The organism is Actinosynnema sp. NPDC059797 (genome assembly GCF_042732085.1).
Taxonomy (GTDB): domain Bacteria; phylum Actinomycetota; class Actinomycetes; order Mycobacteriales; family Pseudonocardiaceae; genus Actinosynnema.
Genome location: NZ_JBHWIE010000216.1, coordinates 1 through 12,757, shown reverse-complemented (window position 1 = coordinate 12,757; position 12,757 = coordinate 1). Strand labels below are relative to the sequence as shown.

Genomic DNA, 12,757 nt, shown 5'->3' with positions numbered 1-12,757 from the left:
GGATGTCGGCGATCGTCTACCTCTTCCACCACCAGGTCCGGGATCGGGCAGCCGATCGGGCTGACCGACGGCCGCTCCAGGTCCGCCGCGGTGATCCGGCGGCGGGTGACGTGCACGCACGTCTCGGTGATGCCGTACATGTTGGTCAGGCGGGGGCGGTCGTCGCCGTACCGCTCGACCCACGGCCGCAGCAGGCCCACGTCGAGGCGTTCGCCGCCGAAGACGACGTGCCGCAGGGCGTAGCGGGCGGGCTCCTCGACGGCGTCGGCCGCGATCAGGGCGCGGAACGCCGACGGGGTCTGGTTGAGCACCGTGACGCCCTCGGCGAGCAGGAGCCTGCGCAGCAGGGCCGGCACGCGGGTGGTGTTCGGGGGCACGACGACGACCCGACCGCCGGTGAGCAGCGGGCCCCACGTCTCCCAGACGGAGAAGTCGAACGACGGTGAGTGGAACATCGTCCACACGTCGTCCTCGCCGAACCCGAACCACTCCCGGGTCTGCGCCACCAGGCGCAGCACGGAGCGGTGCTCGACCACGACGCCCTTGGGCTCGCCGGTCGACCCAGAGGTGTAGATGACGTAGGCGGCCCGGTCCGCCCCGGCGGGCGCGGCGGGCGCGGGCGCGGCGCTCCCGGCGGCCGGGTCCCGGTCGGCGGACCCGCCGAGCCAGACCACGCCGGCGGACAGGTCCGCGGGCAGCGCCCCGGCCGAGCGGGTGGAGGCCACGACGACGGGGACCGCGCTGTCCTGGAACAGGTAGCGCACCCGCTGCTCCGGGTAGTCGGGGTCGATCGGCACGTACGCGCCGCCCGCCTTGCAGATGCCGAGCAGGCCGACCACGAGTTCGGCGCCGCGCGGGGCGCACAGGCCGACCAGGGTCTCCGGGCCGACGCCGACGGCGCGCAGCCGGTCGGCGACCGCGGTCGACGCCTCGTCGAGCGCGCGGTAGGTGAGGACGCCGTCGGCGGCGGTCACCGCGACGGCGTCGGGGGTCCGGGCCGCCTGCGCGGCGAAGACCTCGTGCAGGAGGGTCGCGGGGGACTCGGTCATCTCGTCGCCCCGATCGTGCCGGCGCCGCTCATGCCGGGTCCGGTTTGGCCGTCGCGTAGAGCCCCCAGTGGTGGGGGGTCAGCGCGGTGTCGAGGAAGCTGCCCTGGGTGAACATCCGTGCCCACGTGCCGCCGCCGCCCTTCTCCGGGGCGCGCTCGCGGAAGAAGATCTCCCGGGCGCCCTCGTCGCGCACGTGCAGGCGCATGAGGCTGCGGTAGGTGGACAGCGAGCGCATGTGGATCAGCCAGTGGATGCGGTCCATCGGGCCGAACGCGTCCTCGTAGACCAGCACGGTGGCCTCGCCGGCCAGGTTATCGTTGATCACCTGGGCGGCCTCGCGGGCGAACTGCCTGGCCTCGGAGCGGTAGTCGTAGAGGATCTCGGCGGTCCGGTGCAGCAGGATGCCGGCGTTGGCGGAGTGCAGCAGCTCCTCGTCGGACTGGGTCGTCTGCGCCCGCGCGGGCGGGAGCTCGACGTCGGCGTCCTCGCTCAGGTAGACGTCGGTGCCGCGCTCCAGCTCACCGTCCACCTTGGTCCCGTACATCCCCCAGAACTGGGGCAGCATGACGGTTTCGCTGAGGCTGCCGTCCAGGAACATCCTCGACCAGGTGCCGCCGCCGCGCTCGGGGGCGATGCGCTGCTTGCCGAACAGCGCCCGGTACCCCTCGTCCGAGTCACCCATCCGGACCAGCGTGTCGTACGCGTCCATCGACTTCAGGTGGATGAGCCAGTGGATGCGGTCCTTGACGCCGAAGGTCTCCTCGTACAGGAAGACCGAGGCGACGCCCTCCTGGGTGGTGTTGATGTGCTCCGCCAGTTCCCGGGCGAAGACGCGCGCCTCCGAGTGGAACTCGTTGCGCACCTGGGCGGTCCGCTCGACGATCATGCCCGCGTTGGCGGTGTGCAGGACGCTGCCCGGTGCCAGCGCGGTCTGCCCCTGCGCCCCACGCGCGGGCGACGCCGCGGAGAGCTGTCCACCGGTGAGCGGTTCAGCGATTGTCACGCATTCCTCCTCCAGTCCCCCGCGGCACCAGGTGCCCTGGAGACGCGGGAACCATATATGGCCGATGTAACTCGCAGAGCGTCCAAATGGATGAACGGGCGCGGCCCCTATAACAATTTCGGAGGCGACCCTATGCGTCTACCCGATGGCTCCCCAGCTCACTTTTGAGCATGTCGCCACCGGCCATTACCCGGAGCCACGGAGCGAATACGGAAACGGCATCCTCCATGAGGCGTGCGGCCAGGACATCGACATGACGATTACGCCAATGTGCCAGTTCCGTGCCTTTGAGGTATCGGTTGAACGACCCCATCGCGGGCCCCGTGTGCACCTGGGCGTTGACCCGCTCGCCCGGGCCGCCCCGCAGGGCGGCCCTCGTCCCGTCCACGAAGTAGGCGCGGAAGACCTGGGCCATCCGGGCCCTGGGGTCGCGCAGCGCCCGCTCCAGGTCGGCGGGCCGCTCGCGGCGCAGGTACTCCTCGGTGGTGCGCCACACCTCGGCCAGGGGCCGCCGGAAGAACCTGCTCTCCAGGGACGCCACCGTGGCCGCGTCCAACTCCTCCAACGAGCCGTGCCTGCGGTACAGCTCGTAGAGCCTGGTGGCGCGGGCCGCGAACAGCGTGCCCCGGCGGGCCACCTGCACGCGCGCGCCCAGCTCGAACATGTCGCCGGCCGGCGCGTAGGCGGTGTCCTGCAAGTCCAGGCCCGCGAGCAGGTCCTTGACGTCGTCGGACACCCCCGCCTCCGGGGTGCACTGGTTGATCGACCCGGTCACCACGAACTCCGCGCCGAGCAGGAAGACCGCCGCCACCGCCTCGGGCGAGCCGAGGCCGCCCGCCGCGCCGACCCGGACCCTCCGCGCGTAGCGCTGCTCCGCCATGACCTCGTCGCGCAGCCGGCACATTGCGGGCAACAATGTCAAGGCCACGCCGCCGTCGGTGTGCCCAGCCGAATCGGATTCCACGCAGACGTCCCCGGCGACCGGCAGCCGAATGGCCGCAGCGGCCTCCGCGCGGGTGAGGTGGCCGCACGCGACCAGGTCGTCCAACAATGATCGCGGGGGTGGCCCCATGAATGCGGCGGCGACTTCCGGGCGGGAAACCTTGGCCAGCACGTGACGCACGGCGACCGCATTCCCGTGCTCGTCGTGGTGCGCGCCGGAGAACCGGAACCGGACCACCGGCGCGGTCACCGCCGCGTACCCCGCGGCCTCGACGTGGCGCACGTCGTGCCGCAGGCAGAGGGACACCAGGGCGTGCTCGCGGGCGTCGTCGTCGAGCCCGTGCAGCAGGTTCACGCCGAAGCGCCCGCCGCGCCCGAGTTCGCGCGACAGCCGGGCCACCGCATCCTCGACCACGTGCTCGCGCAGACCCCCGGCGCCGAAGAACCCCATCAGCCCGGCCCGCGCCATGCGCAGCACCAGCTCCACCGACGAGATGCCGTGGTACATCGACCCGGCCAGGTAGGCGTAGCGGAGCCCGTAGTCGGCGCGGAACTCGGCCGACCCCAGGTCCTCGGGGCGCAGTCCGGGCCCGACCGGCGCGACGGCGGGCGGGGGCGGGACCACCGGGACCGGTGTCGCCGGGACCCTCGTCGTCGGGACCGACGGGGCGGGGGGTTGGGGCAGCGGGCGCTCCAGGGCCTTGCGCCACAGACCGGTCAGCACGGTGCCCGGCCCCAGTTCACGCAGCTCGTCCACCCCGGCGCGGCGCAGGTGGTCCACGGTGCGCGCCCACTGGACCGGCCTGACGATCTGCTCGGCCAGCAGTGCGGCGACCCGGCCGGGGGCGTACGGCTCCCCCGTCACGTTGGCCACGACGGGGACCACCGGGTCGGCGAAGGTCTCGGCCTCGACGACCCGCCGGAACTCCTCGGCCGCGCCGGCCATGTAGCGGGAGTGGAAGGCGGCGCTGACGTTCAGCGGCACGCAGCGCACGCCGGGCAGGGCGGTGAGCACCGGCGCGAGCGCGCCGAGGCTGTCCCTCGGACCGGACAGCACGACCTGGTCGGGGGCGTTGACGTTGGCCGGGTCCACGTCCGGCGCGTGCTCGGCGGCCAGTTCGGCCACCCTCCCCGCGTCCAGGCCGAGCACCGCGAGCATCCCGCCGCCGCTCGCCTCCCCCATCAGCTCGCCGCGCCTGCGGACCATGCGCAGGCCGGCCGCGAAGTCGAAGACGCCCGCCGCGAACAGGGCCGCGTACTCCCCCAGGCTGTGCCCGGCGAAGTACGCCGGCAGCGGTTCGCGCTCGCGCGCGTCGAGGAAGGTCAGGGCGCCCACGACGAACAGCGCGGGCTGGGCGTAGCGGGTCTGGCGCAGCAGGTCGTCGGGGTCGCGCAGGAGCAGGTCGCGCACCGGGAGTCCCAGCTCGCGGTCCGCCTGCGCGACCAGGTCGGGGAAGCGGTCGAGCACCTCCGCGCCCATGCCGCGGCGCTGCGCGCCCTGACCGGGGAAGACCCATGCCTGCACGGACACTCCTCACCTCGACGCGGGACGGGCGTCAGCGTTCCCAGGGGAACCGCTGCTCGGTCACGAACGCGGCCATCCGCTCGCGCACGGTGGCCGAGTCGAGCAGCCGGCGGAACTCGGCGACGGCGGTCCGCTCGACCTCGTCGGTGACGATCCACATGCGCCGGAAGTAGCGCTTGACGTCACCGACGGTGACCGGGTCGACCTTGCCCACCCGGAACACCAGCCGGCGCAGCAGCGGCTCGAACTCCTCCGCGCGCGACACGGCCTCGTCGACGAGGTTCCACCGCTGCGCGCGGTCGACGTCGACCGCGGTGGTGGTCAGGGTCATCGAGTAGGCGGCCTGGAAACCCGACCGCCGGATCAGGAACGGCGTGACGCAGGCGGGCAGCAGGCCCCACAGCGCCTCGGGCAGGCTGAACTGCGCCCGGGCCGTGGCGTGCACCAGGTCGCAGGCGGCGACGATGCCGACGCCACCGCCGGTGACCCGGCCGTCGACCTGGGCCACGACCACCCTGGGCGTCTCGGTGAGCCGCCGCAGCACGCCCAGGAACTGGGCGCCGCCGCGCTCGGCGGGTCGGGCGCCCGGTTCGGCCGCCGAGGCCAGGTCCATGCCCGAGCAGAACACCCCGCCGGTCGCGCGCAGCACCACCACGCGGCAGCGCGGGTCGGCCTCGGCGGCGTCGAGCACCCGGTGCAGGTCGGCCAGCAGGTCGCCGGTGATGCTGTTCTGCTCGCCCGGCCGGTCGAGCACCGCGGTGCAGACCTCGCCGTCCAGGCTCGCCCGCACCGCGGGGGTGGTCGTCAGCTCCACCGGTACTCCCGGTGGAAGTCGCGGATCTCGTCGAGCACCAGCAGCCCCCGACCGGCGAAGCGGTCGTCGTAGACGTCCTGGTACTCCTTGGTGTCGAAGACGTGGTCGCGCACGCCGCTCATCCGGTGCGCGGCCCCGTCGACCAGCACCTCGTACTCGGGCATCTCCAGCGGCCTGCGCTCGGCGATGCGCCGGCCGACGCCGGCGGCGGCCAGCCGCGCCTTGGCCCCCGGCGGCACCACGCCGCTGTAGAACTCCGACGCGCACCCCGAGCCGTAGGAGAACATCCCGAGCCGGCTGGGCCGGTCGAACGCGCCGTGGTCGATGGTCGAGCACAGCGCCAGGTACAGCGCGGCGGAGTACACGTTGCCGACCTCGGCGCAGTACTCCAGGGAGCCCGCGACCCGCTCGGCGAAGTCCGCGTCGATCTCGGCGGCCGACAGCCCCGCGTGCCGGCGCACCAGCGTGCGGTGCGCGCCGCGGACCATGCCGGCGAACGGGGTGTGCAGCACCAGGTGGTCGAAGGTCGTCACGACGTCCGCGCCGACGACGCGCTCGGCGTAGTGGCGGTAGCTCTGCTCCAGGCACTCCAGGTAGGACAGCAGCGACAGGTCGGAGTCGCCCGCCTCCAGGTCCGGCCGGGGGCGCAGGGTGTCCATCACCTCGTGGCTGTAGTAGCCGTTGGCCCCGGCGTCGAGGGCGAGGACGTCGGCCCGCCGGCTGACCAGCATGGCCACCGCCCCCGCGCCCTGCGACGGCTCCCAGTAGGTGCCGCGAGCCGCCGCCATCGCCGCGTCGGCGGCGATGACCAGGGCTTTCACCTCGGGATCGGGGTGGGTGCCGACGAATGCCGCGGCCATCTGGAGCGCTGCGGTGCCGCCGTAGCAGGCGTGCTTGACCTCGAACGAGCGGCAGCGCCTGGGCAGGCCGAGCGCCTCGTGGACGTAGGTGCTGATGGGCTTGCCGAAGTCCACGCCGGACTCGGTGCCGACGATCACTAGCTCGACCGCCTCGCGCTCGTCCGGCGCCAGGGCGTCGACCAGCGGCTTGGCGGCGTTGACGGCGTTGGTCACCGCGTCCTCGCACGGCAGCCCGACGGACTTCCGCCGCATCATCAGGTTCTCGAACCGCCGCTGGTCGAGGTCGCGCGCCAGGAACAGCTCGCGCACCCCGACGCTGGTCCGGCCCACGTAGGCGTCGATGGCCTCGATGCCCACCGCTGAATCCGTCGTCACTGGCACCCCTCGCTCCGGTCGTCCTGGTCGGTGGCGGCGTCAGCTGCCGGCCGCGCCGGGGTAGTGCGGGATGAGCACGGTGTCGCGCAGGGAGCCGTCGAGGAACAGCGCGCCCCAGTCGCCGCCGCCCGCCTGGTCCGGCACGCGCTGCTTCGCCAGCAGCGCCCGGAGCTCGTCGTTGCCGGTCTCCTGCTCCAGGACGGCGCGGTAGTCGTCCAGGGTGCGCAGGTGGATCATCCAGTGGATGCGGTCCTGGGTGCCCCACTGCTCCTCGTAGAGGAAGACCGTGCAGCGCCCGGCCAGCTCCCGGTTGAGGTGCGCACCCCACTCGAAGGCGAACTTGCGACCCTGCTTGCGCAGCGCGTAGCGGACCTGGCCGGTGCGGTGCAGCACGACCCCGGCGTTGCCGCTGTGCAGCATGACGTCCCGGGGCTGGTCGGTCTGGAACTGCGCGGGCGCGGCGAACAGGCCCTCGACGTCGTGGTCGTCGGCGTGGGTGAGGCCGTGCTGGGGCACGATGATGTGCTCCCGGAAGGACCCCTCGGCGAACATCCGCTCCCAGTTGCCGCCGCCGTCCTCGCTGAGCCGGTCGGCCTCGGCGATCTCCTGGTACTCGGCGTCGTGGTCGACCATCTCCAGCAGCCGGCCGTAGTCGTTGGGCGCCTTCATGTGGATCAGCCAGTGCAACCGGTCCTGCACACCGAACAGCTCCTCGTAGACGAGCGTCGTGGCGTACGGGTGCAGCGCCTTGTTGGTGCCTTCCTGGAGGTCCCGGGCGAACGACCGGGCCTGCCGGCGGAACCGGTAGTTCACCTGGCCGACGCGGTGGATGATCAGCCCGCTGTTGCCGGTGTGCAGCAGTTCGTCCACGGGGTCGGAGGTCTGCTCCTGCGCCGGCGGCACGAAGGTCCACGCCGTCATCGCCTGCTCCTCTCGAAGGGATGCCCCCGCGACCGTTGTGCGGCAGGCGGAGCAGGACGCTAAGCACGCCGGGAACCGGGCGCCGCTCAAAGTTGTGCATCCGGGAAGACCAGGCAGGACGCAGGATTCCGGGCACGACGGGAAGACCACAAGTGGACCGGCAGGTCCGCTTGAGTTATGCTCCCGCCGAAGGCCCGCCTGCCGCGGGACGCTCGGTCGAGGCCAGCGGGGTCGGCCCAGCGGAGACGAGCTCAGCAGAGGGAGTCCGGTTCCATGTCCCAGACGATGTCCTTCGACAAGGACGCCGACGACTACGACGCCTACCACGGCGGTCTGGAGCGGGGCCGCAAGGCCGCCGCCGACATCGCCCCGCACCTGGTGCCGGGCACCGTGCTGGAGGTGGGCGTCGGCACCGGCCTGGTCGCCTACGGCGTCCGCGAGCTCGGCCACCCGGTGGTGGGCATCGACATCGCCCCCCAGATGGCCGCCCGCGCCGGGTACCGGCTCGACGGCATGGCCGTGCTGGGCACCGCCGAGAAGCTGCCGTTCGGCGACGACTCGCTGCCGAACGTGATCATGGTGCACCTGCTGCACGTGGTGGACGACATGAAGGCCACGCTGAGCGAGGCGGCCCGCGTGCTGGCCCCCGGCGGCCGGCTCGTGGCCGTGCACGGCGTGCCCGAGGCCGAGCCCGACGACATGGTGGCCGCCGCGGCGGCGCTGGACGTGCTCAAGCCCGAGGTGCCCGACACCCCGGAGAAGCTGCACGAGACGGCCGCCTCCCTCGGCCTGCGGCTGGTCACCACCGGCGGCGCGAACCCCTACGAGCTGGACATCACGCCCGAGGAGTACGCCGACAGCATCGCCGGGCGGGTGTGGTCCTACCTCAAGGACGTCGACGAGGACGACTGGGAGCGCCTCGTCGTGCCCACCGTGGCCGCGCTCCGCGCGCTGCCGGACCCGACGACCGCGCGCCACCAGGTGTGGCAGGTCCCCATCTCGGTCTTCACCCGGGACTGACCGCCCGGACCCCACCCGGGAGCACGGTCCGCCGACCGCCGGCGGGCCGGGTCCTCCCCTGCCCGAACCCGGAGGAACCGTGTCCCAGGAATCCGCGCCCGAGGAACCCGTGACCGAGGACGTCACCCTGCCCGTGCTGCTGCGGGGCCTGGCCACGACCGCGCCCGACGCCGTCGCGATCACCGTCGACCCGGACTCCGCGCTGACCTTCGGCACGTGGGAGCGCCGCTCGCAGGCCGTCGCGCTGGAACTGCTGGCCCGCGGCCTCGAACGCGGCCGGCGGGTCGCGGTGTACTTCGGCGGCGACGAGTGGATCGACTACGCGGTGGCCTACCTGGGCGTGCTCAAGGCGGGCGCGACGGCGGTGCACCTCAACGGCGGCATGACCGACGAGGAGCTGCTGCGCCGGCTCGACCAGTGCGACGCGGTCGGCTTCGTGCACGGCTCCGAGGCGCCCCGCCCGGTGCTGCTCGGCGACGGCCGCTGGAGCACGCCCGTCACCGAGCTGGAGACCGGCCGCACCGGTTCCACCGGCGTGGCACCGCGCACCGACGACATCGCCGACATCCTCTACACGACCGGCACCACGGGGTTGTCGAAGGCCGTCGCGTGCCCGCACGGCAACTACGTCTTCGGGCGCGGCCAGGCGACGATGGACCACATCGCCGCCGTCGACCACATGCTCGCCCCGATGCCCCTGGGCACGTCGACCAGCCAGGCCACGATCTGCTTCCCGATCCTGTCCGGCACGCCGCTGCTGCTCAACGCCCCCGGGGACCCGGAGCGGTCCGCGGAGCTGATCGAGCGGCACCGGCTGGGCACGATCATGGTGCCGCCGCACGCCGCCATCCAGCTGGTGAACTCCGGCGCCGCGACCCGGCACGACCTGAGCTGCGTGGAGACCGTGGCCACGGCGTCGGCGGCCTTCCCGCCGGCCGTGGCGGAGGCCCTGCTGGCGGCGCTGCCGCAGGCCAGGCTGGCGACGTCCTACACGTCGATCGAGGCGGCGCCCGCCGTCGTGATCAACGTGTTCGACCCGGCTTCGCCGACCGCGCTCGGCGTGCCCGCGCACGGCACCGAGCTGAAGATCACCGACGACGACGGGGTGGAGCTGCCGAGGGGGGTCGTCGGCCACATCTGGCTGCGGTCGGCCGCGCCCAAGCGGCTCTACCTCGACCCCGAGCTGAACCGGGTGACCCACGTGGACGGGTGGACCCGGCTCGGCGACCTCGGGCACGTGGACGAGTCGGGCGTGCTGCACTTCTTCGACCGCGCGGTGGACGCGGTCCGCACCGCGCGGGGCCTGGTCTCGACGTTCGCCGTGGAGTCCGCGCTCTACGAGCACCCGTCCGTGCGGGAGGCCGCCGCCTACGGCGTCCCGGCCGACGACGGCGAGCGGGTGGTGGCGCTGGTCGTCACGAGCGACCCGGGCGTCGTCGCGGACCTGTCGGCGCGGGCCTCCGAACGGGTCGGCGTCCCGGTGGAGGTCGAGCCGGTCGACGCGCTGCCCCGCAATTTCCTCGGCAAGGTCGTGAAGCGCGAGCTGCGCGCGCGACCGGCCGGCACCCCACGGCCCGCGACCGCGGGTGACGCCCCGAAAGGAAGTGAACGACCGATGAGCATCGAGTCGGCCCTGCTGGAACTGCTGCGCTGCCCCCACGACACCGGGACCCCGCTGACGGCGGAGGGCGAGGAGCTGGCGTGCACGTCGTGCGGCCGCCGGTACCCGATCGTGGACGGCGTCCCGGTGCTGCTGCCGGTGGCGGGCTGACCGCCGCACCCGGCACCCTGGACACGTTGACGACCCGAACCACCAGCCCGGAGGGCAGCATGGCCGGCAAGGCCGAACGCGGTGCCGCGCGTTCCCGCGCGGACGCCGTCCGCAACCAGCGGCTGCTGGTCGAGGCCGCGGGCCGGGCGTTCGCCCGGTCCGGCCTCCAGGTCTCGGTGTCGACGGTGGTCGAGGAGGTCGGCCTCGGCAAGGGCACGGCGTTCCGGTGCTTCCGCACCAAGGAGGACCTGGTGGCCGCGGTGGTCGCGGCGCGCCTGTCCGAACTGGCGGCCGAGGCCGCTCCGCCGTCCGACGGCGAGTCGCCCGCGGCGGCCCTGCTGCGGTTCCTGGAGCGGTACGTGGAACTGCTCGTGGCGGATCGCGGGGTGGCGGAGGCGCTGGGCGACCAGGTGCGGGCGCACCCGGAGATCCGGACCGCGATGACCGCGGTGGTCGAGGCCGTCGACTCGGTCGTCGGACCGGCCCACGAGGCCGGCTGGCTGCGCGCGGGCGTGACGGCGGTGGACGTGGTGGTGCTGGCGGGCGCGGTGGCCGGGACCGCGCGCCAGTTGGGCGTCCTCGGGCCCGACGCCTGGCGGCGCTACCTGCGCGTCGTCGTGGACGGGCTGCGCTCGGGCGCCGGCCCGGCCGCCGATGGACCGGCTGGTGACGGTCCGGCCGGTGACGAGCTGCCCGGACCGGCCCCCGCCGCCGCGGACCTCGACACCGCGATGCGCTCCGCCCACTGAGGGACCGGACGGCGGTCCACGTCGTTCCCCGCGATGCGCTGTTCTGCGCATCGCCGGAGGCGTCCCCTCCTGGAGGATCGACCGGCAGCGCCATTAAGCGGACCCGCTAGTCCATTTAACTGCTACGGTGAACCCCCCGTCTCTCCAGGAGTTCAGCAATGACCGCATCTCCGGGTCTTGACAGCCAGCGCGCCCCCGGAGGGGGCGCGTCCGGGAACCGCTGGCTCGTCCTCGTCATCGTCTGCCTGGCCTACTTCGTCGTCGCGCTGGACGCCACCGTGGTGAACGTGGCGCTGCCGTCGATCGAGCGCGAGCTGGGCATGACGCCCGCCGCGCTCCAGTGGGTCGTGAACGCCTACGCGCTCGTCTTCGGCGGCTTCCTGCTGCTCGGCGGCCGGCTCGCCGACCTCGTCGGCCGCAAGACCGTGTTCATCGCGGGTGTCGTGCTGTTCACCGTCGCCTCGGCGCTGAGCGGCCTCGCCACCTCGGCGGAGGTCCTCACCATCGGGCGCGGCCTCCAGGGCCTCGGCGGCGCGCTGATCGCGCCCTCGGCGCTGTCGATCCTGACGACCGCGTTCAACGACCCGTCCGAGCGGACCAAGGCGCTGGGCGTCTGGAGCGCCATCGGCGCCGGCGGCAGTGCGTTCGGCCTGCTGATCGGCGGCCTGCTGACGGGGTTGCTGTCGTGGCACTGGATCTTCTTCATCAACGTGCCGTTCGGCGTGACGGCCCTGGTGCTGGCGATGCGCGCGGTGTCGAACTCGCGCGAGGAGCTGCCGCACCGGAGCTTCGACGTCGCGGGCGCGCTGACCGTGACCGGTGGTCTCGTGCTGCTCGTCTGGACGCTGAGCAACGCGCAGGCGTGGGGCTGGACCTCGCCCGTCGTGCTGGGCCTGCTCGGGCTCGGCGTGGCCCTGCTGGTGGCGTTCGCGGTCATCGAGTCGCGCAGCAGGTTCCCGCTGATGCGCCTGAGCGTGCTGCGCATCCGCACGCTGGCCGTGGCCAACGCGACGCTGATCTTCCTGACCTCCGGCATCTTCACGATGTTCTTCTTCTCCGCGCTGTACCTCCAGGGCATCCTGGGCTACGGCCCCATCAAGGGCGGCCTGGCGTTCCTGCCCGCCGCGGTGGGCGTGATGGTCGGGGCCACCGTCGCGGACGCCCTGACGCGCAAGATCGGCCACGTCGTCACCGGGGCGGGCGGTCTCGGCCTGGCCACGGTCGGCATGCTGCTGCTGTCGCGCATCACGGCGCAGTCGACCTACGCCGCGGACCTGCTGCCCGGCCTGCTGTGCCTGTCGATCGGCCTGGGCATCGCCTTCGTGCCGATCACGTTCCTGGCGACGTCCGGCGTCCCCGAGGCGGACTCGGGCCTCGCGTCGGGCATCTACCAGACCGTGCAGCAGATCGGTGGCGCGATGGGCTTGGCGGTGCTGGCGGTGCTGGCGGCCAACCGCACCGAGGAGGCCCTCGGCGGCCCCTCCCCGCTGCCGCTGCCCGACGCGCAGGTCGCCGGGTTCAACGTGGCCTTCGTCGGCGGCGCGGTGCTGCTCGCGATGGGCGCGGTGGTGTTCGCGGCCCTGCTGCGCAAGCGCCACGTCGCGCCGCTCGTGGCCGAGGCCGAGGCGGCCACGGCCACCGACGGGAAGGCCGACGGGAAGGCCACCGACGGGAAGGCCGTGGAGCAGGGAACGCGGACCGACGAGTCCGCCTGATCGGAGAGGTGCC

The 12,757-nt window shown here is 73.2% G+C and carries 10 protein-coding genes; 4 read left to right on the top strand and 6 right to left on the bottom strand.

Annotated features, from left to right (window positions below):
- The 6 genes from ACFV4N_RS31250 to ACFV4N_RS31225 form a co-directional block, all read right to left on the bottom strand.
- Positions 1–1,049: AMP-binding protein (locus tag ACFV4N_RS31250; RefSeq protein ID WP_499676223.1), on the bottom strand; the 1,049-nt coding region annotated here is incomplete at its 3' end.
- Between the two features lie 28 nt (positions 1,050–1,077).
- On the bottom strand, positions 1,078–2,052 hold the full coding sequence (locus tag ACFV4N_RS31245; RefSeq protein WP_499676222.1) for a DUF6039 family protein: 975 nt from the start codon (positions 2,050–2,052) through the stop codon (positions 1,078–1,080).
- A 130-nt stretch (positions 2,053–2,182) separates the two neighbouring features.
- On the bottom strand, positions 2,183–4,519 hold the full coding sequence (gene fabD / locus ACFV4N_RS31240) for an ACP S-malonyltransferase (protein ID WP_499676221.1): 2,337 nt from the start codon (positions 4,517–4,519) through the stop codon (positions 2,183–2,185).
- 31 nt (positions 4,520–4,550) lie between these two features.
- On the bottom strand, positions 4,551–5,333 hold the full coding sequence (locus ACFV4N_RS31235; RefSeq protein WP_499676220.1) for an enoyl-CoA hydratase-related protein: 783 nt from the start codon (positions 5,331–5,333) through the stop codon (positions 4,551–4,553).
- Positions 5,324–6,568 carry a hydroxymethylglutaryl-CoA synthase family protein gene (locus ACFV4N_RS31230; RefSeq protein ID WP_499676219.1) on the bottom strand — a complete coding sequence of 415 codons (1,245 nt, stop codon included), beginning with the start codon at positions 6,566–6,568 and terminating at the stop codon, positions 5,324–5,326. The genes ACFV4N_RS31235 and ACFV4N_RS31230 overlap by 10 nt, the downstream gene beginning before the upstream one ends.
- 39 nt (positions 6,569–6,607) lie before the next feature.
- A complete protein-coding gene (locus ACFV4N_RS31225; RefSeq protein WP_499676218.1) occupies positions 6,608–7,489 on the bottom strand; it encodes a DUF6039 family protein in 882 nt (293 codons plus the stop codon).
- Positions 7,490–7,762: 273 nt separating this feature from the next.
- Between ACFV4N_RS31225 and ACFV4N_RS31220 the strand changes: the two genes are divergently transcribed.
- From ACFV4N_RS31220 to ACFV4N_RS31205, 4 genes are all read left to right on the top strand, one after another.
- Complete coding sequence (locus ACFV4N_RS31220; protein WP_499676217.1) at positions 7,763–8,509, top strand: class I SAM-dependent methyltransferase; 747 nt, start codon at positions 7,763–7,765, stop codon at positions 8,507–8,509.
- Positions 8,510–8,588: 79 nt separating this feature from the next.
- Positions 8,589–10,280: an AMP-binding protein gene (locus tag ACFV4N_RS31215; RefSeq protein ID WP_499676216.1), complete on the top strand. Its 1,692-nt coding sequence runs from the start codon at positions 8,589–8,591 to the stop codon at positions 10,278–10,280.
- A 26-nt stretch (positions 10,281–10,306) separates the two neighbouring features.
- Positions 10,307–11,029, top strand: coding sequence for a TetR/AcrR family transcriptional regulator (locus ACFV4N_RS31210; RefSeq protein ID WP_499676215.1), 723 nt, complete (start codon positions 10,307–10,309; stop codon positions 11,027–11,029).
- A gap of 158 nt (positions 11,030–11,187) precedes the next feature.
- Complete coding sequence (locus ACFV4N_RS31205) at positions 11,188–12,744, top strand: MFS transporter (RefSeq protein ID WP_499676214.1); 1,557 nt, start codon at positions 11,188–11,190, stop codon at positions 12,742–12,744.
- Positions 12,745–12,757: the final 13 nt, after the last annotated feature.